At 63.0% G+C, this 24,705-nt stretch carries 24 protein-coding genes and 1 tRNA gene; 13 read left to right on the top strand and 12 right to left on the bottom strand.

The features are described from left to right. Positions 1 to 7 precede the first annotated feature (7 nt). The 5 genes from fabB to ACNFIC_RS18525 all read right to left on the bottom strand — a co-directional run bounded on the left by fabB (position 8) and on the right by ACNFIC_RS18525 (position 6,927). Positions 8 to 1,228: a beta-ketoacyl-ACP synthase I gene (fabB, locus tag ACNFIC_RS18545; protein WP_138220178.1), complete on the bottom strand. Its 1,221-nt coding sequence runs from the start codon at positions 1,226 to 1,228 to the stop codon at positions 8 to 10. An 11-nt stretch (positions 1,229 to 1,239) separates the two neighbouring features. After that, positions 1,240 to 1,755 (bottom strand): 3-hydroxyacyl-[acyl-carrier-protein] dehydratase FabA, encoded by a 516-nt coding sequence (gene fabA / locus ACNFIC_RS18540; RefSeq protein ID WP_138220177.1) that lies wholly within the window; start codon positions 1,753 to 1,755, stop codon positions 1,240 to 1,242. Between the two features lie 206 nt (positions 1,756 to 1,961). Next, positions 1,962 to 3,887, bottom strand: a complete 1,926-nt coding sequence (locus ACNFIC_RS18535; protein WP_138220176.1) for an ATP-binding protein — start codon at positions 3,885 to 3,887, stop codon at positions 1,962 to 1,964. Beyond that, the gene (locus tag ACNFIC_RS18530) at positions 3,884 to 4,774 is read right to left on the bottom strand and encodes an ABC transporter substrate-binding protein (RefSeq protein WP_416781584.1); all 891 of its coding nucleotides are present in this window, start codon (positions 4,772 to 4,774) and stop codon (positions 3,884 to 3,886) included. The genes ACNFIC_RS18535 and ACNFIC_RS18530 overlap by 4 nt, the downstream gene beginning before the upstream one ends. Continuing rightward, positions 4,774 to 6,927, bottom strand: coding sequence for a TonB-dependent receptor plug domain-containing protein (locus tag ACNFIC_RS18525; RefSeq protein WP_416781583.1), 2,154 nt, complete (start codon positions 6,925 to 6,927; stop codon positions 4,774 to 4,776). The genes ACNFIC_RS18530 and ACNFIC_RS18525 overlap by 1 nt, the downstream gene beginning before the upstream one ends. 155 nt (positions 6,928 to 7,082) lie before the next feature. Here ACNFIC_RS18525 and ACNFIC_RS18520 point away from each other — a divergent pair, with 155 nt between their 5' ends. From ACNFIC_RS18520 to ACNFIC_RS18485, 8 genes are all read left to right on the top strand, one after another. After that, on the top strand, positions 7,083 to 8,108 hold the full coding sequence (locus ACNFIC_RS18520) for an NAD(P)H-dependent glycerol-3-phosphate dehydrogenase (RefSeq protein WP_138220174.1): 1,026 nt from the start codon (positions 7,083 to 7,085) through the stop codon (positions 8,106 to 8,108). Between the two features lie 16 nt (positions 8,109 to 8,124). Further along, positions 8,125 to 8,472 carry a DUF4389 domain-containing protein gene (locus ACNFIC_RS18515; RefSeq protein WP_138220173.1) on the top strand — a complete coding sequence of 116 codons (348 nt, stop codon included), beginning with the start codon at positions 8,125 to 8,127 and terminating at the stop codon, positions 8,470 to 8,472. After that, positions 8,469 to 8,927 carry a phosphohistidine phosphatase SixA gene (sixA, locus tag ACNFIC_RS18510; protein ID WP_416781582.1) on the top strand — a complete coding sequence of 153 codons (459 nt, stop codon included), beginning with the start codon at positions 8,469 to 8,471 and terminating at the stop codon, positions 8,925 to 8,927. Before ACNFIC_RS18515 ends, sixA begins: the two co-directional genes overlap by 4 nt. A gap of 97 nt (positions 8,928 to 9,024) precedes the next feature. Next, a complete protein-coding gene (locus ACNFIC_RS18505; protein WP_138220171.1) occupies positions 9,025 to 9,402 on the top strand; it encodes a hypothetical protein in 378 nt (125 codons plus the stop codon). Positions 9,403 to 9,495: 93 nt separating this feature from the next. After that, on the top strand, positions 9,496 to 10,284 hold the full coding sequence (locus ACNFIC_RS18500) for an alpha/beta fold hydrolase (protein ID WP_138220170.1): 789 nt from the start codon (positions 9,496 to 9,498) through the stop codon (positions 10,282 to 10,284). Further along, positions 10,281 to 11,135, top strand: a complete 855-nt coding sequence (locus ACNFIC_RS18495) for an alpha/beta hydrolase (protein ID WP_138220169.1) — start codon at positions 10,281 to 10,283, stop codon at positions 11,133 to 11,135. The genes ACNFIC_RS18500 and ACNFIC_RS18495 overlap by 4 nt, the downstream gene beginning before the upstream one ends. A 101-nt stretch (positions 11,136 to 11,236) precedes the next feature. Continuing rightward, the gene (locus tag ACNFIC_RS18490; RefSeq protein ID WP_138220168.1) at positions 11,237 to 12,028 is read left to right on the top strand and encodes a DUF4892 domain-containing protein; all 792 of its coding nucleotides are present in this window, start codon (positions 11,237 to 11,239) and stop codon (positions 12,026 to 12,028) included. Between the two features lie 11 nt (positions 12,029 to 12,039). Further along, complete coding sequence (locus ACNFIC_RS18485; protein WP_416781581.1) at positions 12,040 to 13,092, top strand: AI-2E family transporter; 1,053 nt, start codon at positions 12,040 to 12,042, stop codon at positions 13,090 to 13,092. A gap of 236 nt (positions 13,093 to 13,328) precedes the next feature. On the opposite strand, the gene ACNFIC_RS18480 is transcribed toward ACNFIC_RS18485, so the two are convergent. Both ACNFIC_RS18480 and ACNFIC_RS18475 read right to left on the bottom strand, forming a co-directional pair. Beyond that, positions 13,329 to 13,405, bottom strand: a tRNA-Pro gene (locus ACNFIC_RS18480). Positions 13,406 to 13,487: 82 nt separating this feature from the next. Further along, a complete protein-coding gene (locus tag ACNFIC_RS18475; protein WP_138220166.1) occupies positions 13,488 to 13,709 on the bottom strand; it encodes a YgdI/YgdR family lipoprotein in 222 nt (73 codons plus the stop codon). Positions 13,710 to 13,888: 179 nt separating this feature from the next. On the opposite strand from ACNFIC_RS18475, the gene moaB reads away from it, so the two are divergent. Together moaB and glp are read left to right on the top strand one after the other, a co-directional pair. Next, complete coding sequence (moaB, locus tag ACNFIC_RS18470; RefSeq protein ID WP_138220165.1) at positions 13,889 to 14,428, top strand: molybdenum cofactor biosynthesis protein B; 540 nt, start codon at positions 13,889 to 13,891, stop codon at positions 14,426 to 14,428. Between the two features lie 22 nt (positions 14,429 to 14,450). After that, positions 14,451 to 15,638, top strand: coding sequence for a gephyrin-like molybdotransferase Glp (gene glp, locus ACNFIC_RS18465; RefSeq protein ID WP_416781686.1), 1,188 nt, complete (start codon positions 14,451 to 14,453; stop codon positions 15,636 to 15,638). Here the strand turns inward: glp and ACNFIC_RS18460 are convergent. Then, complete coding sequence (locus tag ACNFIC_RS18460; protein ID WP_138220163.1) at positions 15,627 to 16,862, bottom strand: glycosyltransferase family 4 protein; 1,236 nt, start codon at positions 16,860 to 16,862, stop codon at positions 15,627 to 15,629. The genes glp and ACNFIC_RS18460 overlap by 12 nt on opposite strands. Before the next feature lie 270 nt (positions 16,863 to 17,132). Between ACNFIC_RS18460 and yegS the strand changes: the two genes are divergently transcribed. Beyond that, entirely contained in the window at positions 17,133 to 18,020 is an 888-nt protein-coding gene (gene yegS, locus ACNFIC_RS18455) for a lipid kinase YegS (protein WP_138220162.1), read from the top strand. Here yegS and ACNFIC_RS18450 read toward each other — a convergent pair. The 3 genes from ACNFIC_RS18450 to ACNFIC_RS18440 form a co-directional block, all read right to left on the bottom strand. Continuing rightward, positions 18,004 to 18,663: a response regulator gene (locus ACNFIC_RS18450; RefSeq protein WP_138220161.1), complete on the bottom strand. Its 660-nt coding sequence runs from the start codon at positions 18,661 to 18,663 to the stop codon at positions 18,004 to 18,006. The two genes, yegS and ACNFIC_RS18450, sit on opposite strands and share 17 nt — an antisense overlap. Then, positions 18,653 to 19,549, bottom strand: a complete 897-nt coding sequence (locus ACNFIC_RS18445; RefSeq protein WP_138220160.1) for a sensor histidine kinase — start codon at positions 19,547 to 19,549, stop codon at positions 18,653 to 18,655. Before ACNFIC_RS18445 ends, ACNFIC_RS18450 begins: the two co-directional genes overlap by 11 nt. Positions 19,550 to 19,910: 361 nt before the next feature. Continuing rightward, positions 19,911 to 20,417, bottom strand: a complete 507-nt coding sequence (locus tag ACNFIC_RS18440) for a histidine kinase (RefSeq protein ID WP_205884551.1) — start codon at positions 20,415 to 20,417, stop codon at positions 19,911 to 19,913. Positions 20,418 to 20,767: 350 nt separating this feature from the next. Here ACNFIC_RS18440 and ACNFIC_RS18435 point away from each other — a divergent pair, with 350 nt between their 5' ends. Then, positions 20,768 to 21,703: a chemotaxis protein CheV gene (locus ACNFIC_RS18435; RefSeq protein ID WP_138220159.1), complete on the top strand. Its 936-nt coding sequence runs from the start codon at positions 20,768 to 20,770 to the stop codon at positions 21,701 to 21,703. Between the two features lie 57 nt (positions 21,704 to 21,760). Then, positions 21,761 to 22,564 carry an MOSC domain-containing protein gene (locus ACNFIC_RS18430; protein WP_138220158.1) on the top strand — a complete coding sequence of 268 codons (804 nt, stop codon included), beginning with the start codon at positions 21,761 to 21,763 and terminating at the stop codon, positions 22,562 to 22,564. A 54-nt stretch (positions 22,565 to 22,618) separates the two neighbouring features. Here ACNFIC_RS18430 and ACNFIC_RS18425 read toward each other — a convergent pair whose 3' ends face one another. Continuing rightward, the gene (locus ACNFIC_RS18425) at positions 22,619 to 24,547 is read right to left on the bottom strand and encodes a transglycosylase SLT domain-containing protein (protein ID WP_138220157.1); all 1,929 of its coding nucleotides are present in this window, start codon (positions 24,545 to 24,547) and stop codon (positions 22,619 to 22,621) included. Positions 24,548 to 24,705 lie beyond the last annotated feature (158 nt).

The raw sequence follows: 24,705 nt of genomic DNA, 5'->3' as shown, positions 1-24,705 counted from the left end.
CAAGCGATCACTTGCCAGTCCAGCGCTTGAGCACCAGGGTGGCGTTGGTGCCGCCGAAGCCGAAGCTGTTGCTCATGATGGTGTCGAGCTTGGCGTTCTCTTCGGTTTTGCGCACGATCGGCAGGTCGGCCACTTCCGGGTCCAGCTCGTCGATGTTGGCGGAGCCGGCGATGAAGTTGTTTTCCATCATCAGCAGGCAGTAGATCGCCTCGTGCACACCTGCGGCGCCCAGCGAGTGACCCGACAGGCTCTTGGTCGAGCTGATTTTCGGGGCGTTGGCGCCGAACACTTCACGCACGCCCTTCATCTCGGCAACGTCGCCGACTGGGGTGGAGGTACCGTGGGTGTTGAGGTAATCGATCGGGCCTTCGACGGTGGACAGCGCCTGCTGCATGCAGCGGATTGCGCCTTCGCCGCTTGGGGCGACCATGTCGTAGCCGTCGGAGGTCGCGCCGTAGCCGACGATTTCGGCGTAGATCTTGGCGCCACGGGCCAGGGCGTGTTCCAGCTCCTCGACCACGACCATGCCGCCACCACCGGCGATGACGAAGCCGTCACGGTCGGCGTCGTAGGCGCGCGAGGCCAGCTCAGGGGTTTCGTTGCGCTTGGTCGACAGCGCGCCCATGGCGTCGAACAGGAACGATTGGCTCCAGTGCTCTTCTTCACCGCCACCGGCGAAGACGATGTCCTGCTTGCCCCACTGGATCTGCTCCAGGGCAGTACCAATGCAGTGCGCGGAGGTGGCACAGGCCGAGGAGATCGAGTAGTTGATGCCCTTGATCTTGAATGGGGTCGCCAGGCACGCCGACACGGTGCTGCCCATGGTGCGGGTGACGCGGTACGGGCCAACCCGCTTGACGCCTTTTTCGCGCAGGGTATCCAGGGCTTCCATCTGGTTCAGCGTCGAGGCGCCGCCGGAACCTGCCACCAGGCCGGTGCGCGGGTTGGAAACTTGCTCTTCGGTCAGGCCCGAGTCCTTGATCGCATCCTGCATCGCCAGGTAAGCGTAGGCGGCGGCGTGACCCACGAAGCGATAGACCTTGCGGTCGATCAGCTCTTCGAGGTTCAGGTCGATGGAGCCGGAAACCTGGCTACGCAGCCCCATTTCCTTGTATTCCGGGTTGTAACGAATGCCCGGACGGCTGTTGCGCAGGTTTTCGGTGACAGTAGCTTTGTCATTGCCCAGGCACGAAACGATGCCCAGACCAGTGATCACGACGCGGCGCATGCGAATAACCCTTAGAAATTGTCAGTGGAGGTGAACACGCCGACCCGCAGGCCTTCGGCGGTGTAGATCTCGCGGCCGTCGACGCTGACCGAGCCATCGGCGATGGCCATGTTCAGCTTGCCCTTCAGGACGCGCTTGATGTGAATGTTGTAGGTGACTTTCTTGGCGGTCGGCAGGACCTGGCCGAAGAATTTCACTTCGCCCGAACCCAGGGCGCGGCCACGGCCTGGCAGGCCCTGCCAGCCGAGGAAGAAGCCAACCAGCTGCCACATCGCATCCAGGCCCAGGCAGCCTGGCATGACGGGGTCGCCTTCGAAGTGGCAGGCGAAGAACCACAGGTCTGGAGTGATATCCAGCTCAGCGACCAATTCACCCTTGCCGAACTTGCCGCCTTCTTCGCTGATATGCGTGATGCGATCCACCATTAGCATGTTCGGGGCGGGTAGTTGCGCATTACCGGGGCCGAACAGCTCACCGCGACTGCAGCGCAGCAGGTCTTCCCGGGTAAAGGCGTTTTGTTTGGTCATGCGAGCTCCTCAATAACCCCCTGCGGCAGGGGACGAATCTTCCCGGCCGGCCCGATTCGCTTTGCGTACGGGGCGGCAGCCTACAGGTAGACTATTGCGTTGTGGTGAAAGTCACAGCGCACCTGGCAAATGAAGTACAGGTGTGCACTGAAATGTTATTTTCAGGGCCGACGAAGGTCCTGTCCAGTCTTTAAGACTGCCGCACTTTAGCATTTATCGCCAGTCGCAACTGTCCGACCGGGTAACCAGCGGCCCAATGTGCGCTGCAGGTCGATGCGTTTGAACGGTTTGCTCAGGTAATCGTCCATGCCAGCGGCCAGGCAACGTTCGCGGTCGCCCTCCAGCGCGTTGGCGGTCAGGGCGATGATCGGCAACGCTGCGCACTGCGGCAGCAGGCGGATGCGCCGGGTAGCTTCGTAGCCGTCTAGCAGCGGCAGGCGGCAGTCCATCAGTACCGCGGCGAATGACTGTTGGCTGACCAGTTCCACCGCTTTGGCACCATCCATGGCCAAGCCGACTTCGAAGCCCAGGCTGCGTAGCATGGCCTCGATGACGCTTTGGTTGACGGGATTGTCTTCTACTAGCAGGACTCGCTCACCGTTGCTGGCCAGTCCCGTGCTCGGCGTTGCGCCCGGGCGCTGGGCCGGCTGGCTGGACAGCGCCAGGGGCATTTCCAGGGTGAACGTCGAGCCCAGGCCCTCGCGGCTTTCGCCACGCAGTTGGCCGCCCATGCGCTCGGCCAGGGTGCGTGCAATCGACAGGCCAAGGCCGGTACCGCCGTAACGCCGCGAGATCGAGCTGTCGGCCTGCTGGAAGGCCATGAACATCATTTCCAGGCGATTGCTGTCGATGCCGATGCCGGTGTCGCGCACGGCGCAGGTGAACCACAGCACCTGGCGGTCGACCACCTGCCAGCGTGCTTCCACGGCCACCTCGCCGCGCTCGGTGAACTTCAGGGCGTTGCCCACCAGGTTGAGCAGAATCTGGCGGATACGTGTCGGGTCGCCCATCACCTGCGGTGGCGCGAGGTCGGCGGGTAATTGCAGGGTCAGTTGCAGGCCGCGCTGTTGGGCGCTGTGCTGGAATGACTGCACGCTACTGCTGATCAACTCGCCGAGGTTGAAGTCGATGTGCTCCAGTTCAAGCGTGGTGCGCTCGATGCGCGAGAAGTCGAGGATATCGTTGATCACCTTGAGCAGGTGGCCGGTGGACTCGCTGGCCACGGCGGTGTATTCGGCCTGCTCGCGGGTCAGGCGGGTGGTTTCGAGCAGTTGCAGCATGCCCAGCACGCCGTTCATGGGGGTGCGCAGCTCGTGGCTCATCATCGCCAGGAAGTCCGACTTGGCGCGGTTGGCCTGCTCGGCTTCCTCACGGGCCTGGATCAACTGCCCCATGGCCTGTTGCTGTTCATGGGCAGCATGTTCCAGCGCGCTGGCCAGGTTGTTGATATGGCGTGCCAGGTGGCCCAGCTCGCTGTCATCGACCACCGGCAGCGGCGCATGGAATTCGCCCTGCTGGATCGCCTCGACCGCATGGCCCATGTCGCTGATCGGCTTGGACAGGCTCATGGCCAGGCGTCGGGCCAGCAGGAAGGTGAACAGCAAGGCGAACAGGGCCAGGATCGCGGCCTTGATCACGATCTCCTGCTGCCGCTGACTGAAGGCATCGTCGGACATGCCCACGATCACCCGTCCCAGGTAATCGTCACCGATGCTTGGCAATTGCGGCTTGCCTTGCAGGAAATCGGTATCCAGGCGGATCCGTTGCAGGCGGATCGGTGCCTGGAACACCTCGACCCGCTGCGCGCGGCTTTGGCTCTCATCGGGTTGTTCGACGTACACCAGAATGTGGTTACGGCTGTCCTGAACCTCGAGAAAGCGCACGTGTGGGATGCTCAAGGTGGCACGCATCAGGCTGTCGAGCACTTCGTTGTTGCCTGAGATCACGCCGTATTCGGAGGCTGGTGCCAACTGGTTGGCGATCAGTTGTCCGGTGTGATTGAGTTCCTGACGCAAGTCCTGGATGCGCACGAAGGTGAAGAAGCTGATCAGCAACAACGTGAGCAGCAGGGCAGGGCCCAGGCTGATGATCTGCGTGCGGGTATGGATGTCCCAGCTCAGGCGTTTGCTCATGGGGTGGGTTCCTCTGCGGCCAGGGCCGCGGCTGCGGCTTGTGGCTCGATGGCTTCAAGTCCCAGGGCGCGCGCAACCTGCTGGTTGCCGCTGACGCTGAAGCGCGCGGGGTAAAGACTGCGTGGCCAATGTGCGGGTGGTTGGTCGAGCAGCTGGTCGAGTACCGCCAGCCAGTCTTCCTGGTCGCTGTAGGTGCTGGCCAGGGCGCCGGCGCGAACGAAGCCGGCATTCGGTCCGATCAGTGCCATCTGCCGGCCATAGCTGCTCAGCAGCACGTTCTTGGCGGACTTGGAGTTGTACAGGTCGGGGTCATCGAGCCCCAGCAGCACGTCGCTATTGGCCAGCAGGTGCTGCAACGGGCGACTGTCGCGCAGGTCCGGCCAGTCCTGGGCAATGATTTCCAGCCCCAGTGGCTTGGCAGCCTGGCGCAGTTCGTCGAGCAGAAAGCGGCTGTGTTCAGCGTATAGCACGCCGATTCGCCGCGCTTGTGGCAGTAGATAGCGGGTCAGGCGCAGTTGCCGGGCCAGTGGCGGGTCGCTCCACAGCAGGCTGAGAAATGCCGGGCGTTCCTTCCCAAGACGCTGTTGGGCTTGTACCCGGCTAACCCGCAGGGCCAGCGCCGGCGGGCCGGGTGTTTCGCCAAGGCGCCAGTCCAGCGCTGGTGTGTCGAGCAGGATCAGGCGGGTGTCGGCTTTCAACTGTCCAGGCCGGGGCAGTTGGGTGACGTTCTCGAAACGCACCTTGTCGTGCGGTCGGCGTTGTTCGAGCGCGTTGACGAAGCTGCGGATGCCGGGTTGCTCCTCGGCGCCCACCAGCAGGATTTCGCCGGCAGACAGCGATCCCAATGGCAGCAGGCAGAGCAGCAGCAAGCGCAGCAGCGCGCCCATCAGAACTCCAGCTCCGCACTCACGCTCAGGCGGTGACGGCTGTCGTAGCGGTTCTGCACGAGCGTGATGGGCTCGTCATCCAGCCGCTGTTGCCACAGGGCTGCCAGTTCCAGATTGCTGCCATGCAGCTTGAAGCGCTTGGCCAGGCGCAGGTCCATGCGCTCATAGCGATAGGTATTGAGGGCATCGTCGCCGTAATAGAAAAGCGCGCTCGACCAACCGTCACCCCACTCGTGCAGCCAGCCTGCCGAGCCACTGTTACGAGCGGTCAGGCGTCGGTCGGCCGGGTTGCTGGCCCAGGCATCGACATAGGCATAGGTAAAGCGCAGCCGATCACGACGGGTAACGCGCCAGTCGAGTTGTGTCTCGCTGCCGCTGAAGCGCGACCTGTTGGTGTTGCTGGCGATGTACTGGTTGTTCTTCAACGGCTCGCTGATCATGCCGGTGATCTCGTCGTAGAACAGTTTTACGTCCACGCTCAGGTCGAGGTCGCTGAAATAGCCGTTGTAGCCCAGCTCGCGCGAGCGCATGCGCTCCTGGTCAAGGTTGCCGGGGCCACGGGTCTTGACGAAGTATTCGCCGTTTTGCAGGCCGTACAGGTTGGGCGTCAGGTTCTTGACCGTGTAGCTCCAGTTGACGTTGTTCTCGAACATGTCCGGGGAGCGGATCGCTTCGGAATACACCGCGCGCAGGCCATGACGCGGGGTGATCAGGTAGTTCACGGCCACGCGTGGGGTGAGTGAATTGCCAGAGAGCTGCGAGCGCTCGTACATGGCCCCGCCCTGAATGATCCAGTGTTCGTCGGCGCGCCATTCGAGCTGGCCGAACAGGCGCCAGGTCTGGTCGTCCAATCGGCCGTTGAAGTAAGTTTGCGAATCCGCTTGATCGTAGCGATAGTTCATGCCGCTGACCAGGCGCAGGCTGTCGGTCAGGCTCAGGGTGTCCTGGACTTCCAGGTCGTAGCGGGTTTCGCGGGTGCTCTGGTCCACATCGCCACAGACCATCTGCTTGCCGTTGGCGGGGCCGGGCTGGTTCCACTGGCTGGCAATCGCATCGATCAGCGCCTGCTCGGTAGGGTTGCCGCCCACATGGATGCCGCCTGCGTTGCGCGCCACTTGCTCGGCGAGGTTGGGGTTCAACTGCCAGAGCCGGGTGAGTTCGGGGCTGAAGGCCAGCGCGGCATCGCATGCACCCCACACCACCTGGCGGTCGAAGTGCTGCGCCGAACCCTGTACGTACAGGCTGTGATCAGGGTTGAAATCGATGTTCCAGCGCACCGAGCCTGCGTAATCCTTGGCATTGACGTCGGCATCGCTGCCGCCCGGGTACTTGCCGAACACCGGCTGGTAGGTATAGGGGCGCTGGTTGCTGCCTTCCTTGGCCGCCAGTTGCCACTCCAGGGTCTGGTCTGGTGTCAGTGCATGGGTGGCACTGAGGTTGATGCGGTTGAGTCGGCGGCTGTCGCGATAGTCGGCGCCGACCTGGTCGTGGTCGAAACCGTCGTCCTGCTGGCCCGAGACCGACAGGCGCAGGTCGCCGCTGTCCCAGCCCAGCCCCTGGCTGATGTAGTAGTCATTGATGCCATCCTGGCCACGGGTGAGCTTCAGTCGCGTTCCGTGGCTGTCGGCGGGGTTGCGCGTGAGGATGTTGACCACAGCCATCAGTGCGTTGGCGCCATAACTGACGGTGTTGGGGCCGCGGAATACCTCAATGCGCTCGATATCCTCCAGTGCCACCGGGATGTCGCTCCAATCCACCGTGGCCAGGCCTGCGCGGTACACCGAGCGGCCGTCGATCAGGACCTGCATGCGTCGGGCGTCACTGACGTTGCTGCCGTGGTAGTTGACCGTGGCCTGGTTGCCGGCGCTGTAGCCGATCATCATGCCTGGCACCAGGCGCAGCAGTTCGGGGATGTCGCGCGCGCCGCTGGCACGGATCAGCTCGCTGTCGAGCACGGTCATGCTGCCTGGCACGGCCGCTGGGGATTGTTTGAGGCGCGTGGCGGTCAGTACCTGGGGCAAGTCCTGATTGTCGATGAACAGGTCGTCGGCAAGGGCTGGGCCGCCGATCAGGGCGGTGAGCAGCATCAGGCGCGGAAAAGGGGGCGTGCCAGCGAACACGGTACGGCCTTGTTTCAGAAATGAATCAGGCATGTTAACTGACCTTCTTCAAGCTGCAAGCTACAAGCGTCAAGCTGCAAGCAAAAGCTGCGCTCAAGTACGGATTTCTTGTCGCTTGTAGCTTGACGCTCGCGGCTTGCCTTTATAATGCGCCGGTCGCCACTTACTTATTGGTTAACGGATTGGATATGACCGAACAGCAACCTGTTGCAGTTCTTGGAGGCGGAAGCTTCGGCACCGCCGTGGCGAACCTGCTGGCGGAAAACGGCCACGCCGTGCGCCAGTGGATGCGCGACCCGGCTCAGGCCGAGGCGATGCGTAACCACCGCGAGAATCCGCGCTACCTCAAGGGTATTCGCCTGCATGATCGGGTCGAGCCGGTCAACGACTTGCTGGGCACCCTGCAAGGCAGCGAGCTGGTGTTCGTCGCCCTGCCGTCGAGCGCCCTGCGTAGCGTGTTGGCGCCGCATGCCGAGCTGCTGGAGGGCAAGGGGCTGGTGAGCCTCACCAAAGGCATCGAGGCGCACAGCTTCAAACTGATGAGCCAAATCCTCGAAGAAATCGCCCCCAAGGCGCGTATCGGCGTGCTGTCCGGCCCCAACCTGGCCCGCGAGATCGCCGAGCACGCCCTGACCGCCACCGTGGTCGCCAGCGAAGACGAATCCCTGTGCCAACAGGTGCAAGCCGTGCTTCATGGGCGCACCTTCCGCGTCTACGCCAGTGCCGACCGCTTTGGTGTCGAGCTGGGCGGCGCGTTGAAGAACGTCTACGCGATCATTTCGGGCATGGCGGTGGCGCTGGACATGGGGGAAAACACCAAGAGCATGCTGATAACCCGTGCCCTGGCCGAAATGACCCGTTTCGCCGTGAGCCAAGGGGCCAACCCCATGACGTTCCTGGGCCTGGCCGGGGTGGGCGACCTGATCGTGACCTGCTCCTCGCCCAAAAGCCGCAACTATCAAGTCGGGCATGCCCTGGGGCAGGGCCTGTCGCTGGAGGAGGCCGTCAACCGCCTGGGCGAGGTGGCCGAAGGAGTCAACACCCTCAAGGTACTCAAGGCCAAGGCCCAGGAAGTGAACGTCTACATGCCGCTGGTGGCCGGACTGCATGCGATTCTCTTCGAGGGTCGCACCTTGGGCCAGGTGATCGAACACCTCATGCGTGCCGAGCCCAAGACCGACGTCGATTTCATTTCTACCAGCGGTTTCAATTGAACCTAAGGAGTGACACATGAACGATACGCCGCAACGCGCCCAGCGCGAGTCGATCATCCTGCGGGTGCTGTGGATGCTGGTGTTCCTGGTGGTCTGGCAGCTCGCTGAATTGCTGCTGGGGGGGCTGGTGCTGGTGCAGTTGATTTACCGTCTGGTTTATGGGGCGCCCAGCGCCAGCCTGATGAATTTCGGTGACAGCCTCAGCCAGTACCTGTCACAGATCGGTCGTTTCGGCAGCTTCCACAGCGACCAGAAGCCCTGGCCGTTCGCTGACTGGCCGACGCCCCGCGCCGCAGAAGGCGAGGCCCCCCATGTCGTCGCCCCAGCGCCACATCCGGTGCGCGACGAGGAGCCAAAACTGTGAAACTGTGGGTGTTGCGCCACGGTGAGGCGCAGCCGCGCGCCAACACTGACGCCGAGCGCAAGCTGACCGCCCACGGCCGCGAACAAGTTCTGCACAGTGCAGCGCGTCTGCTGGGTCAACCGTTGCAGGCCATCGTCGCCAGCCCATACATACGCGCTCAACAGACTGCCGCGTTGGTACACGCCACGCTCGGGCTTGCCGAGCCGGTATACACGGTGCCGTGGCTCACGCCCGAGAGCGATCCACAGCAGGTGTGCACTGAACTCGGGCACCTGGGGCTTTCGCACGTACTGCTGGTCAGCCACCAACCCTTGGTCGGTTCCCTGGTTTGCCTGCTGGCGCACGGCCATTCCCAGCATCCGGCGCCGTTGAGTACCGCCAGCCTTGCTGAACTCGAAGGCGATTGGCCGCTGGCGGGTTTGATGACCTTGCGTGCGCTTCATCATCCAGAATGAGCCTGGCAACTGGTATTTTTGTCAGTTGTAGCGCCGTCCGTCAGCTTGATAGCGTTTCACCAGTACAGGTGTGCGTAGCGAGCTGACGGAGACCGGCATGAGTGGCCGATGGGTGGATCTGATGTGTTCGGTTGACTTGCAGCCGACCCTTGTAAAGGTGCAAGGCGCGCAGATGCTCGACTTTGCCGAGTACAGCCTGTTGCGTGAATCCGCCGAGGCCAAGCTGTACCAATTGATGGGAACGGTGCGTCGGCGTGATGGCACCGCCCAAGGTGCGCAGTTCGATGGCGAGCAGGAGCTGCGTCACCTGCAGGAAGCCAGCGTGCGCATGGCGCATCTGTTGCAGAGCAGTTGCCTGGCGCTGCGCCGGCTTAACCTGGAGTACAACGACCAGCGCCTGGCACGTGAGGCGCTGGAGCACCAACTGGCGTATATCCAGGCTTGCCTGCACCGCTCCATGAACAGCTTCTCATGACCTGAACGCCCTTGGCGATGACCTTTCCGGACGTTGTCGCCTCCCTTGCCATTGCCGAAAATGGGTCATCATTTTCGTACATAGCAGGCGGCCATGTCGCAGCAGATCTTCTTCGCCCATGCCAACGGTTTCCCCTCGGCGACCTACGGCAAACTGTTCGATGCCCTGGCGCCGGACTACGCGGTGCGGCACCTGGGGCAGCACGCCCATGACCCACGCTTTCCGGTGAACGACAATTGGCAGAACCTGGTGGATGAACTGCTGCATCACCTGGCCCAGCAGGACGCGCCGGTATGGGGTGTCGGTCACTCGCTGGGGGGTGTGCTGCATCTGCATGCGGCATTGCGCTGCCCGCAGTACTACCGAGGTGTAGTCATGCTCGACTCGCCTGTGCTGACCCGTGTCGACCAATGGCTGATCCAGGCGGCCAAGCGCTGGGGCTTCATCGACCGTATCACACCGGCCGGACGCACCTTGGGTCGGCGCGAGGCATTTCCCGATCGTGACAGCGCGCGGCGTTATTTCGCCGGCAAGACGCTGTTTCGTCACTTCGACCCAGAATGCCTGGAGGCCTACCTGCAACACGGACTGGAGGAGGCCGACGGTGGATTGCGCCTGCGTTTCGATCCGGCCATCGAAATCAGTATCTACCGCAGCATCCCGCATGTCAGTCCCGTGCCGCCGCGTCAGTTGCAGGTGCCTCTTGCCGTGGTACGTGGCGCTCAGAGTCGGGTGATCCGTCGTCACCATGCCCTGAGCGTGCGCGGCATTGACCGTGGCGAATACCACAGTCTGCCGGGCGGGCACATGTTTCCGCTGGAGCGCCCCGTCGATACCGCGAGCCTTATCAAGGGCCTGTTCGACCGCTGGGGGCAGGCATGATCCCGAACGTGGAGGAGGTCCGCCTGTCATTGGGCCACATCGAGCTGGCCGCGCACCTGTTCGGGCCTGCCGATGGCTTGCCAGTGATCGCCCTGCACGGCTGGTTGGACAATGCCAACAGCTTCGCGCGCCTAGCGCCGCAGCTCAAAGGCCTACGCATTGTTGCCCTGGACCTGGCCGGGCATGGCTACTCCGAGCATCGTCCTGCGGGCGCGGGCTACGCCCTGGCCGATTATGCTCACGATGTCCTGCGGGTAGCCGAGCAGATGGGCTGGGCGCGCTTCGGCCTGCTTGGTCACTCGCTGGGTGCGATCATCTCGGTGCAGTTGGCCGGTGCCTTGCCTGATCGGGTAAGCCACCTGGCATTGATCGACGGCGTGGTGCCGCCCACCGGCACCGAGCAGGACGCCGCCGAACGCCTGGGCATGGCCTTGCAGGCGCAGATGCGCCTGGAGGGTAAGCGCAAGACGGTATACGCCTCGTTGCAGGATGGCGTGCAGGCGCGCATGAAGGGCATGGTGGCGGTCAGTCGCGAGGCGGCCGAGTTGTTGGCTCAGCGCGGTCTCATGCCGGTGCCCGGAGGCTACAGCTGGCGCAGCGACAGCCGCCTGACCTTGCCATCGCCGCAGCGTCTGAGTCAGGCCCAGGCCATGGCCTTCGTGCGCCGCGTGAGCTGCCCGAGCTGCCTGGTGGTGGCGGCCGATGGCATGCTGGCGCGCCACGCGCAGTTGCTGGAGCAGCTACCCTTCGAGCAGGTGCTGCTTCCAGGGGGCCATCACCTGCACCTGAACGACCTTCAGGGGGCGTCCCTTGTTGCAGACTGTTTCAATCGCTTCTTTGGCTTTCCTTGACTTGCTCCGGGCAAGTGTCGAGGCTTGGCGGCTTGAAAGGAGACAGCCATGTACATGCCAGACCGCCACCACACCCCGTCCCGCAGCCATGAGGGCTGCCGATGAGCACATTGTTTTTCATCCGTAGCGCCGCCGTCTGCCTGGCCTTGGCCAGCCCACTGCTGTCGGCCTCAGCGTTACCCGTTCCGCAAGATGCCAAGGTTGTCGATCAACGTCCGGCCGTGGCGCAGGAGCGGGTCTACCCCCTTGGCCCACTGCGCAAGATCAGTGGCCGCCTGCGTGTCGAGGATAAGGTCGAGAGCCGAGGCCAAGTCAGTTCGATCACCTATGAGTTACCAGTAGAGCGCAGCGCCCGCGAAGCCTTTACCAGCGCCCGTGAAGCGTTGCAGAAGGACGGCGGCTACCCGCTGTTCTGGTGCCAGGGCCGCGACTGCGGCGAAGCCAGCCTGTGGGCCAACGATGTATTTGCCAATGCCCGCCTCAATGGCGGCGATGAGCAGCAGGCGTTCATCCTGCTGCGCCGCTCCGCCGACGAGGCTGACACCCTCGTGGCGTTATACAGCGTGACGCGCGGCAACCGCCGCGCCTACCTGCATGTGGAAGAGTTCGTTGCCGAACGCCCACTGGGCGACATACTGCCCACCGCGGCAACTGTGCTGCGCGAATTGCGCGACACCGGCAAGCTGGATTACCCGGACCTTGCCGAGCCGCAGGACAGCTGGGCGGCGTTGCTGGCTCGCAGCCTGAACCTCGACAGTACCTTGCGCGCTAGCCTCAGCGGCGAGCGTGCCGAGGCCTGGCGCGAGCAACTGGTCAAGGCCGGGGTACGTAACGCCCGGCTCGAGGTGGGTACCGCGCCTACCGATGGGCTGCACGTTGAGTTGATCCGTTGAACGAGGGCCCTATGCTCAACAACGATCGTCTGCTGGTTCAGATTCTGCTGTTGACGCTGTTGGGGGCTGCCCTGTGGGTGATGGCACCGTTCATTTCGGCCTTGCTGTGGGGGGCTATCCTGGCGTTTGCCAGTTGGCCGCTGATGCGTTTGCTCACGCGTTGGCTGGGAGGGCGCGAGACCCTCGCGGCCAGCCTGCTGACCATGGCCTGGATCCTGATCGTGGCTCTGCCGCTGGTGTGGCTGGGGTTCAACCTGGCTGACCATATTCGCGATGCCACCGTTTTCGTGCGTGACATACAAGTCGACGGCCTGCCAGATGCACCGGCCTGGGTCGCCGGCATTCCCTTTGTCGGTGACCGCGTGGTGGGCTGGTGGCAGTCCCTTGACCAGCAGGGCGCGGCGATACTGGCGTCGGCCAAGCCTTATTTTGGGCAGGTTGGCAACTGGTTACTGGCGCGTAGCGCACAGATCGGCAGCGGCGTGCTGGAGCTGACCCTGAGTCTGGTGTTCGTGTTCTTCTTCTACCGCGACGGCCCGCGTCTGGCCGCGTTCGTGCAACGCCTGCTGCAACGGCTGGTGGGCGAGCGCGCGGAGTACTACGTGGAATTGGTGGCCGGCACCGTACAGCGTGTGGTCAACGGTGTGATCGGCACCGCCGCTGCCCAGGGACTGTTGGCGCTGATCGGCTTTCTGATCGCTGGAGTGCCTGGCGCCATAGTGCTGGGCCTGGTGACTTTCATGCTCAGCCTGATTCCGATGGGCCCGCCGCTGGCCTGGATACCTGCCACCGGCTGGCTGGTGTGGAAGGGCGACTACGGCATGGCGGTTTTCCTGGGGATCTGGGGCACGTTCATCATCAGCGGGGTAGACAACGTGCTCAAACCCTACCTGATCAGCCGTGGCGGCAACCTGCCGCTGGTGATCGTATTGCTGGGAGTGTTCGGCGGTCTGCTCGCCTTCGGCTTCATCGGGTTGTTCATCGGGCCGACGCTGCTGGCGGTGGGCTACAGCCTGCTGCTGGACTGGAGCCGGCATTCCGGGCAGGACGCGGCGCAGCGCTGACCCGCAGGGTCCTGTCGTGACCTGATTTGCTGGAGGCACTGGCAAGAATCATCTCAGCACGTAGGCATGCTTCCTGAGCGCCTCTGCCGAGCTTGGCCCGAGGCAGTGGCCAAGCATGTGCAGTTTGAGAAAGGGTAATCTGGGTACTGGCGCTGTCGGTATGTCGACTTAACTGGCGCAAGAGGTTTTCGTTCAGACACAAAAAAGCCCGCGCAAGGCGGGCTTTTTTGAATGTTTGGTCGGAGAGACAGGATTCGAACCTGCGGCCTTCTCGTCCCGAACGAGACGCGCTACCTGGCTGCGCTACACTCCGATGTGCAAAATGCTACTGCATCGTTTTTTTCAACGCAACCCCTTGTTGCAAAAAGGAGTTGCGCTCAAATGCAGGGTCTGGATTACAGCTCTTTGACGGTACGAATCTGGTCCTTGTTGATGCGCGTACGCTTGCCGTCGAGCTGTTCGAATTCGTAGAAGCCGGAGTCTTCGTCGTAGCTTGGGGTATCCACCGCCTGGATCTCGCGGCCATCGTTCAGGGTGATGACGGCAGGCGAGGCGCAGCCGGCGAGCGTGCCAAGGCCCAGGGCGAGCAGGAAGGCGCAAAGGGGACGTGGGATCATCGTGATTCTCCATTACGGGGGTGCTGTATGACTGGTAAGACGCAGTGCGTCCACGCAAGTTCCTTGCCCAGTGCAGCATAGACCTTCAGTTGCGACATTGACCCGCAACAACGGCCGGGTCGGGGCAGGTGGCCTGTGATATAAAAGCCGTCACTTCAAGACATCCTGCGACGGACCCCATGAAAGCCAAGGCAGACACTCCCTTCGTAGCGCTGAACATCGCCGTGCTTACGGTCAGCGACACCCGTACTTTCGATACCGACACCTCTGGCCAGTTGTTCGTCGACCGCCTCACCGCTGCCGGCCATCAGCTTGCAGCTCGGGTGCTGCTCAAGGACGACCTGTACAAGATCCGCGCACAGGTTGCCAACTGGATCGCCGACGAGCAGGTACAAGTTGTGTTGATCACCGGTGGTACCGGCTTTACTGGCCGTGACAGCACCCCAGAAGCGGTGACCTGCCTGCTGGACAAGCAAGTCGAGGGTTTCGGCGAGCTGTTCCGACAGATCTCGGTGGCCGACATCGGCACCTCCACCGTGCAATCCCGGGCCTTGGCTGGCTTGGCCAACGGAACGTTGGTGTGCTGCCTGCCGGGGTCGACCAATGCGGTACGTACGGGTTGGGACGGGATCCTTGCCGAGCAGTTGGACAGCCGTCATCGTCCGTGCAATTTCGTGCCGCACCTGAAGCAGGCAGCGGCCTGTGAAAGCCGTGGCTGAGGCCGTGCCGGGCCGGTCGTTGATGCCGGTGGAAGAAGCTCTGGAACGCCTGCTGGCGCTGGCCGAGGCGACGCCGATCAGAGGCGCCGAAAGCATCGCGCTGGCCGATGCCGAAGGTCGGGTGCTGGCCCGTGAGCTGGTGGCCGCACTCGATCTGCCGCCTTGGCCCAACAGTGCCATGGACGGCTATGCCTTGCGCCTGGCTGATTGTCACGGCGAGCCGTTGCCGGTCAGCCAGCGCATCTTCGCAGGGCATGCGCCGCAGCCTCTGCAAGCTGGCACCTGCGCCCGGATCTTCACCGGTGCTCCGTTGCCCGAAGGCGCCGACTGCGTCGAGATGCAGGAAAACACCGAGGTGCTCGAAGATGGCCGGGTGCGCTTGCTCGAACCGTTGGCTTTGGGCGCCAACGTGCGCCCCAAGGGCCAGGAAACCCGTACTGGCGAGGTGGTGATGCACGCCGGCACGCGGTTAGGGCCTATCGAGTTGGGGCTGGCAGCCACGCTGGGCGTCGCCGAGCTGGAGGTGGTGCGTCGGCCACGCGTAGCGGTGCTGTCGACCGGCGACGAGCTGGTCGAGCCTGGGCGGGCGCTTGGGCCTGGGCAGATCTACAACAGCAACCGACGTCTGTTGGTCAGTTGGTTGCAGCGCTTGGGTTGCGAGGTGATCGATGCCGGTATCCTGGCCGATGATCTTGCGCTGACCCGCCAATGCCTGGCAGGGCTGGGCGATGTCGACCTGATTCTGTCCACTGGCGGCGTTTCGGTCGGTGAGGCCGACTACCTGGGACTGGCCTTGCGCGAGGCGGGCGAGCTGGCCCTGTGGAAGCTGGCGATCAAACCGGGCAAGCCACTGACATTCGGGCACTACCAAGGGGTGCCGGTCATTGGCTTGCCGGGTAATCCAGCCTCGACCCTGGTCACCTTCGGACTGCTTGCCCGGCCTTACCTGCTGCGTCGCCAGGGCGTGACCGACGTCACACCGCTGCGTTTCCAGGTGCCTGCCGGGTTCGACTGGCCCAAGGCGGGCAATCGACGTGAATACCTGCGCGCGCGGATCGAAGACGGTCGGGTGCGCATCTACAAGAACCAAAGCTCGGGCGTACTGCGCAGTGCAGCCTGGGCCGAGGGCTTGGTGGAAGTGCGCGAGGGCAGCATGCCAGGCCAGGGTGAGCTGGTGCCGTTCATTCCGTTCAGCGAGCTACTTGGCTAGCACGCTACGCAGCGGTACGGCGCTGGCCGGTGCCAGTTGCGACAAGCGCATGTGCACGTTTTCCAACTGCTGGGCGGCCACGCTCCAGTCGTGACGTTGACGGGCGAACTGGCGTCCGGCCTCGCCCAGTTGCGCCATGCGCAGCGGTTGATTGAGCAGTTGGGTGATCATCAGGGCCAACTGGTCGCTGTCGTCGCAGCTCATATAGTGTTCACCCGGATTGCCCGCAAGGCCGGAAACGCCCTTGCCGGTGGTAATAACCGGCAGGCCGGCAGCCATGGCTTCGAGGATTTTCACTTTGGAGCCTCCGGCGTAGCGCAGCGGTGCGAAGAACAGCGCCGAGCGCCGTTGCAGCTCGCGCAGGTCGGGTCGATAGCCCACCCACTCGATACGCGGATCATTCCAGTGCAGCTTCCAGCTGGCGGGCAGGGCGTGTCCGGCAATCGCCAGGCGCACCGCCGGATTGCTCATCCACACCTGAGGCAGGATCTCTTCGAGCGCCCACTCGATGGCCTCCAGGTTGGCACCGTACTCGAAGTTGCCAACGAACAGCAGCCGCTGGCTGTGCAGGGCGGGGCGCACGTCCTGGTAGTGCTGGGAGTCGACGCCATTGACCACCACACTCACCAAGCGCCCGCTGATCTGCCCGATCAGATCGGCGTCGTGGCCGCTCACGGCCACCACTTCGCTGGGTTGGCGCAGCACGCGTTGTTCCCAGCGCCGATAGCGCCAGCGGTCGAAGGCGTTGAGTGGGCGCAGCCACAGTGGCAGGCGGTCGTGTACAGCGCTGCCCATCACCGATTCGAGGGTATGTTCGCTGAGCATGTACGGTAGGCCACGCGCCTGCAGGGCTTTCTCGAAGGGCTGAAAGCTGTAGCTGTGTTCGATCTGGATCACATCCCATGGCTCATCCAGCAATTGCTCGAAGCGATGCCGCAGGCACGGCGCCAAGCCATTGATGATCGCGCGCATGGGATAGTCGATGATCGGAGAGGCCAGCAGGTTCAGAGGACTGTGGACGGCCCTGCGAGGCAGCACGATCAAGCGTTCGAGTAGCGGTTGCAGTGCTTGCTGCGCAGTCTCCGACAGCGGCACCTTGGACTGCACCAGCAGTGTGATGCGATGGCCACGTGCGGCCAGTGCGCGTAGCAGGTGGTATTGCCGGGTCTTGCAGCCACTGGTGGTGGGCCAAGGCAGATAAGGCAGGGTCCAGAGGATGCGCATGAATCCGAAGCCTCGTCGTCGGCTGGGTAGCAGGTTAGGTATCAATACAGCGTAGGTGGTCTTGATTGCGGGTTGGGCACAGAGGCGGTTTGCGCGACAGGTGGTCAACAAAATGACTTCTACCTTCAGGGGAGCGCACGTTGGCCAAATAGTTGTCACTGCTCGGGCGTCTGGTGTCTGGGGCGCCGCTAGCGATTTATTGCGAGGGCGGGAGCATTTCTTTCATCGAGATGGTCGAGATTGCAATAGGTTCATTCAGGGAGAACGACGATGGCTGAACGCACTGCGCTGCTGATCCTGCATGGCAAGCAGGCCGCTAACGATGAGGTGCGCGCCGCCGTGGGCGAACTGCGCGAGCGTGGCTGGCAACTGGATGTGCGCGTGACCTGGGAGGGCGGTGACGCGAAACGGATGGTGGGCGAGGCGCTGGCAGCCGGTTATCGTCATATCGTGGCTGGGGGTGGGGATGGCACCTTGCGCGATGTGGCTGAGGCGATGGGGCTGGCACGTACCGACACCGGTCTGGCCTTGCTGCCGTTGGGTACTGCCAACGACTTCGCCCGTGCTGCCGGCGTACCACTGGAGCCCGCGGCGGCCCTGGCGCTGCTGGAACAGCCCGCGCGGCTGATCGACCTGGGGCGGGTGGGGGATCAGTTGTTCCTCAACATGGCCACGGGCGGCTTTGGCAGCCAAGTCACCGCCAATACCTCCGAAGACCTCAAGAAGGTCTTGGGCGCGGCGGCCTATCTGTTTACCGGGCTATCGCGCTTCAGCGAACTGCAAAGCGCTTCGGTGACGCTACAGGGGCCAGATTTTCACTGGCAGGGCGACTTGCTGGCACTGGGCATCGGCAATGGCCGGCAGGCCGGAGGGGGGCATGTCCTGTGTCCCGATGCCAAGGCAGACGACGGCCTGTTGGACATCGGCATCCTGCCCGCGCCGCAGGAGGTGGTGGGGGCGCTGCGCGACCTATTGGCCGGTGACGAGCTGTTCGTGCGGGCGCGTCTGCCGTGGGTGGAGATCAAGGGTTCGCAAGGGCTCGACATCAACCTCGATGGCGAGCCGCTGCGAGCCGAAAGCTTGCGCTTCGAGGCCGTGCCTCAGGCACTGCGTGTACATCTGCCTGTCGACTCGGCGTTGCTCAGTCGTCCAGACTGATGATTTTTTCGCGGACTGCGAACAGCACCAAGCCGGCCACATCGTAGATTTGCAGGCGTTTCATGATCTGCGAACGATGGGTTTCGATGGTCTTGACCGACAGGCCCAGCCCATTGGCGATTTCGCGGGTGGACTTGCCGCGCACGATCAAGCGCAAGATTTCCAGCTGGCGAGCGGTCAGGTTATGTCGTTCGTCGGGTTGCGCCTTGGTGCGCTGTGCGCGCTGCAAGGCCTGATTGATCACGGTATGGGCGATTGCCGGGCTCAGGTAGCGCTCGTCATTGCGCAGGGCGCTCAGGGCCTGTTCCAGCTCGGTGGCGGTGGTGTCCTTGAGCAGGTAACCATGAGCGCCGCCTTCCAGGGCGCGCATGATCAGCTCTGGGTCGGAGTGCATGGACAGCATCAGAACTTTGCAGGTAAAGCCGTTCGCCCGTAGTTGCGTCAGTGCGTCCAGGCCGCTGGTCGAGCGCATGGAGATATCCAGCAGGACAATGTCCGGGGCCAGGCGTGTGACCTGCTCAAGCAGTTGGGCGCCGTCTTCTGCTTCGCCAACCACGGTGTATCCGGGGATGTCCGATACCAATGCCTTGACGCCTGCGCGTATCAGGGAGTGGTCGTCAACCAGCAACAATCTACATGTCATAGGGTGAGAGGGTCCTGGCGCGTTCCTGGCTGCGAGGCGGCCATGGGAATAGGGCGTCGATCTGGGTGCCTTGCCCAGGCTGGCTGACCACGGTCAGCCAGCCTTGCAGTGCAGTGGCGCGTTCGTGCATGCCTGCCATGCCTCTCTGGCCGGCCTCGGCCGGGGAGTGGGCGGGGGTGAAGCCACGACCGTCGTCGTGGATCGTCAGTGCAAGGCCAGCCGAGGTGCGTTGCAGGCGGACCAGTACGTTGCTGGCTTGAGCATGGCGCAGCACGTTGGTGACGGCTTCCTGAGTGATACGAAAGGCTGCCATGGCGACTTCTTCGCTGATGCCCCCCAGGCGTTGCTTGCATTCCAGGCTCCACAGAATATCGCTGTTCTCGAACGTGCGCAGCAGGTGCGCGCGCAAGCTCGCCTCGAGCCCCAAACTGGCCAGCTGTCGTGGGTTAAGCAGGGCCGACACGTCACGTACGCTGCCCAGCGTATGCTCCAAGGTACTGCGCAGGTTGCTGCACTGGGCCTGTAGCTCTGGGGGGACGCGGCGTTGCAGCCAGTCGAGTTGGAGTTTGGCGGCGGTCAAGAGCTGCCCGATGTCGTCGTGCAGCTCACGGCTCAGATGCTGGCGCTCGCTCTCTTGCACCTTGAGCATGCGATGGGCCAGTTCGGCTGGGTGCAGGTTGATCGAACGCGCCCGGTGGCGCAGGTGCCAGACCACGCAGAGCAGGGCTGCCAGTTGCAAGAGCAACAGGCTGGTCGACAGCGGCTGGGTGTTCAGGTAGAGCATCAGGTTGGCTGCCATTGAAGCCATGCTCAACAGCAAGGCTGCCCAACGGAGCAGCGCTGCTCTGGAGAGGCAACGCTGGAGAATCTTCAAGCGTGCGAGCATAGATAGTGGAGCCACTGAAGGGTTGCTATTGAAGGCAAGGCACACGATTAGAGGGGCCTTTTCGCGCCGTATGAACTCCAACGGACGGATAGCCAATCACCTGCATCATTTACGGTGCGTAAGTTCGAATGGGGCGCATCTTAACACTTCGCACTGGTTTGGTCGCGGCAGTATAACTGCTTGAAACATCGGATTTTCCTAGGTTTCGCGGAGCCAGCGGGTGACGGTGATAAATAGCACTGTGCCATTAGCTTGGGTGACTAATTTCAGGTCGTTGCAACTTGAGAAACAGGTATGTAAAAAGTTGTCCAACTTTACAAGTTCTAACAAGACTTAGTTTGAAGTAACCCAGCCTTGAGCGTTAGTTCCCGTTGCCGGGCGATGGTGCAGGCCTTTGCGCGTCGGCCCTTATCGCCTGATGGCCATCGGTGTCGAGTTGCACGCCTTGCGCACACGTTTGCGCACTCGGTTGATCCAACAGGCTGGCAAGCTCATCCAGTAACTGCTGTTGTTCGTCGGTGTCCATGCCCAGACGCCCGGTATATGGGTCGAGCAATTCCAGTTGCCAGGCCAGCAAGGTCAGGCAGGCCCCCAGTGCCGGCAGCGCGACGCCGTCCAGATGCTGGCGGTTGCACGCCGGTGCTAACAACTGCTGCAAGGTGCGGCTGAAGTGCGCAACCTCGTTCAGGCCAAGTGTGTTGGAACGCTGGGCCAGCGTGTCGAGGGTTTCGTCAAGGCACAGGTACGCATCGGGATCGTTACCGATCAGCTCCAAGTGCTGCAAGCATTCGTGGGCCCCGCTGAGCAGGACCTGTGCATCCAGCAGGAAATCCTGAAGGTGGCCGTTGGGCACGGGCGTGCTGTCCATCATGTCGCTCCAACGTGCAGAGCCGGAGCAGGGGTGCGGCGCACCGAGGCGATCACTGACAAAAGCCTGACTCCATTCATGCATTGAGAATGGCGTCACATTAATGGCTAATGGATATTGCGAACATCAGGTTGCGCCTGATTGCCTCTAGGGGTTTCCCTGATGGCATTCGGGGTCGCGTTGGTTCCTGGAGCAGGGCGAGCGGGGGATGTGGCAGCAGTAAAGCATGATGGTAAAGTGATATCAATCGCTGCGGAAAGCTTTTTCCATCAGGGGTCAAGCTGCACAAGTATCCGCCGATACAAGGGGGATGCAATCCATTTTCCGACTAAAGCCTGGGGGTTGACCTAATGGCCGGTATTCTCGATACGGTAGACCAACGCACGCAACTGGTGGGTGAGAACCGCCTGGAAATCCTCATGTTCCGCCTGGCAGGTCGACAGCTGTTCGCGATCAACGTGTTCAAGGTCCAAGAGGTGCTGCAACTGCCCAAGCTGACCTTGATGCCGCAGCGTCACTCCTACGTATGCGGTGTGGTCAACCTGCGCGGTCAGACCTTGCCCGTGATTGACCTGTCCCAGGCGATCGGCATGCGTGCGCTGCAACCGGGACCGGACAGCACGATCATCGTCACCGAGTACAACCGATCCGTGCAGGCCTTCCTGGTCGGCGGCGTGGACCGTATCGTCAACATGAATTGGGAAGCCATCATGCCGCCGCCGACCAGCGCGGGTCGCCAGCATTACCTCACGGCGATTACCAAGGTCGACGAGAAGTTGGTCGAGATCATCGACGTCGAGAAGGTGCTGGCCGAAATCGTGCCTTACAACGCCAAGGTTTCTCGCGACAAGCTCGAAGATCCGGTGCTGGCGCGCGCTCGCGGACGCGAGGTGCTGCTGGTGGACGACTCCACCGTGGCGCTGGCTCAGCTGCGTGACACCCTCTCGCAATTGGGCGTGAAGCTGCACGTGGCCAGCGATGGCCTCAAGGCGCTGCGCATGCTCAAGGGCTGGGCCGATGCCGGTGAAGATGTCTGCGAGAAGCTGTTGATGGTGTTCACTGATGCCGAAATGCCTGAGATGGACGGTTACCGGCTGACCACCGAGATTCGCAATGACCCGCGCCTGCGTGGGCTGTACGTGGTGTTGCACACATCGCTTTCGGGCAGTTTCAACGAATCGATGGTCAAGAAGGTCGGTTGCGACAACTTCCTCTCCAAGTTCCAGCCTGACCGGCTGGTGGATGTGGTGCGCCAGCGCCTGAGTCTTGATCTCGCGTCAGCCTGATTCCTGACAGCCTGATCCCGGTATAAGCTTGGGCTTTAACGGGGTAGGGTGGCAGAGATGATCCTGAGTGCGTTGTATCGTTACCCGGTGAAGTCCGGCCAGGCGCAAAGCCTGGAGGCTTCGGCGGTAGGCAATCTTGGGTTGGCGGGTGATCGGCGCTGGATGGTGGTGGAGCAAGATACTGGCCGCTTTCTCACCCAGCGTGCCTGGCCCCAACTGGGGTTGATCCACGCGCACCACCAGCCGGACGGTTCGCTGATACTGGAAGCGGCCGGGTTCGAGGCTTTGCCAGTGGCTGTTCCAGGTGACGATGACGCCCTGCGTGGCGTGACGATCTGGCGTGACAGCTTGCGTGCACCCGATGCCGGCGAGCGCGCAGCCGACTGGCTCAGTGCGTTGCTGGGCAAGCCGGTGCGGCTGGTGTACTGCCCGGAACCCCGGGCGCGTTTTTTGCCCAGTGGCTATGGGCTCGCCAGCGACCGCGCAGCGTTCTCGGACGGTTTCCCGTTGCTGCTGATCGGACAGGCGTCGCTGGATGAGCTGAGCCGCCGCGTTGGGCGCTCGATGGAGATGTTGCGCTTTCGCCCCAACTTGGTGGTCGAAGGCGCCCCTGCGTTCGCCGAGGATAGCTGGAGACGTATCCGCATCGGCGATACCACGTTGCGTGTACTCAAACCTAGCGTGCGCTGCATTCTCACTACCTTGGATCCTGTCACGGGTGAGCGCAGCCTGGACCGTGAGCCGCTGACGACCCTCAAGACCTTCCGTGAGCGCGAGGGAGACGTGCTGTTCGGTCAGAACCTGGCGGTGGACGGTGAAGGGGAGTTGCGCGTGGGAATGGATGTACAAGTGCTTGAATGAAGCGCCAGCGCGGGGCGGGTTCAGGCCTCCTGGCCTGCCCCGTGCTGGTGTAGCTTACATGTCGTCGAAATAGCGTTCGTGCCAGTCCACCAGCGGCTGCGGCGCATTGAGTTTTTGCCCGTAGATCACCGAGTACGACAGCACGTTCTGCACATACTGGCGCGTTTCATCGAACGGGATCGACTCGACCCAGACATCGAAGCTCAGGTGCTTGGCGCCCTTGAGCCATTGGCGCACGCGGCCGGGGCCGGCGTTATACGCCGCTGAGGCCAGGACCCGGTTGCCGTTGAACTGACTGTGCACCTGGCTCAGGTAGGCGGCGCCGAGCTGGATGTTCTTGTCCGGGTTGAGCACCTGCGCGGGCGAGGCCAGTGGGATGCTGAACTTGCGCGCGGTCTCCTTGGCGGTGGCCGGCATCAGCTGCATCAGGCCGCTGGCACCGACGCTGGAGCGGGCGTCTTCCATGAAGGCGCTTTCCTGGCGGGTGATGGCGAACACCCAGCTTGAGTGCAGGCCGCGAACCTTGGCTTCGCGCACCAGGGTGTCGCGGTGGGCCATGGGGAAACGGATATCCAGATCGTCCCAGTACTGGGCCTGGCTGATGGTGCGGATGGCAGGGAAGTACCAGCGCATTTCGTAGGCCAGGCGTGCCTGGGCGACCATCTCGTCGCGGGTGAAATGGCGGCTGACGTGGTACCACTCGCGGCGGCCCTCGACGATCTGGCCGCGGGCATGGAATTCCAGGGCCCGGCGTACGCCTGGGGTGTTGCGCACCTTGTTGATCAGTGCCTGGCTCAACGGCAGCGGCTTGTTGTTGAGCTGGTAAGGCGTCTGCGCCCGGTCGGCGGCGAGGAAGCCATAGAAGTCGCGCTCGCGGGCGACATTCTTGTACAGCAGCGGAATTTGCGGGTTGCTCGGCTGGGCCAGCTCCAGGGAGCGGGCCTGCCAGTACTTCCAGCGGCTGCTACCGGCCAGGTCCTGAGGCAAGCGCTTGCTCAGGTCGTAGGCCTCTTGCCAGCGGCCCAGGCGCAGTAGCAGGCGCATGCGCCACTCGCTGACGGTGTTGTCGCGCAGCTCAGGGTCGTAGCGGGTCATCAGGTCGAGGGCGCGAGGATCGTAGCGGCGTGCCAGGGTCAGGCCAATTTCACGGGCGATGGCGACCTTCTCGTCCCGCGAGAAGTGCATGCGCTGGGCGTAGTCGTCGAGCAGCGCCATGGCTTGGTCCGGGTCCTGACGCGCCAGGCGGCGCAAGCCGAGGCTGACCACATCGGACATCGCCTCGCTGGCCGGGGTGAAGCGCGACGGCTGGTTGAGCAGTTCGGGCTTTTGCGCCACATCCAGCAGCAGCTTGCCCTGCGGGGCAAGCGTAGTGAGGGTGTTAACCAGATTGCCGGCCAGGCCGTAGTTGCGTGCCTGGGCCGCCAGCTTGGCACGCTCCCAGCGCTTGGCCTCGGTGAGCTGGCCCTCAGCGGCCCACAGGGCGAACAGCGTATCGCATGCCGTTGGTTGCGATTTACCGACATTCCACAGCTTCTGCGCGGTGGCGAAGCCTTCGGCGCGCAGGCCGTGGGTCAGTTGGTATTGACCGTTGAGGCAGTCCAGTTCGGTAAAGTTGAGCTTGGGGTCGTAGTACTTGACGAAGGTGTTCCATTCGCCGCGCTCGGCCAGCCAGCGCAGCCAGCGCAGTTTCATCCAGTTGGCCTGGGGCAGGTCGCCGTGGGCGGCGAGAAAACCTTCGATTTCTTCGTTGCTGGCGCTTTTCAGTCGCGCGGTCAGCTCGTCGTAGGTGAGGTAGGGCGTCAGCGGATAGTCGCGCAGCGCCTGGGCATAGCGCAGGTATGGGCCCTTGTCGCCCTTGGCCAGGGCGCGCTTGGCCTCATCGTAATATTGGCGTTGCTGGTTGATGTCGACGGCCTGTGCCGCACTCGCGGCAGTGGCGGTGAGTAGCAGGCAGGAAGCAAGTTGTAACAGGCGGCTGCGCATGATACGTCCGGGCAGTTGAACCATTGAGAGTGACGGCGAAGCCAGCACTGTTGGGTGTTACTGCCTAGCTTAGCCGTTTGCCGGGGACCGTTGAAAGCACTGTGCTTGTATCGAGGTGTGAGTCGTCGCCTGCGCCCGGGCGCTCTGCGGATGCCGTG

This window comes from Pseudomonas sp. NY15463 (genome assembly GCF_048068415.1).
In the GTDB taxonomy this organism is placed as follows: domain Bacteria; phylum Pseudomonadota; class Gammaproteobacteria; order Pseudomonadales; family Pseudomonadaceae; genus Aquipseudomonas; species Aquipseudomonas mosselii_C.
This window is presented reverse-complemented; position numbering and strand designations above follow the sequence as displayed.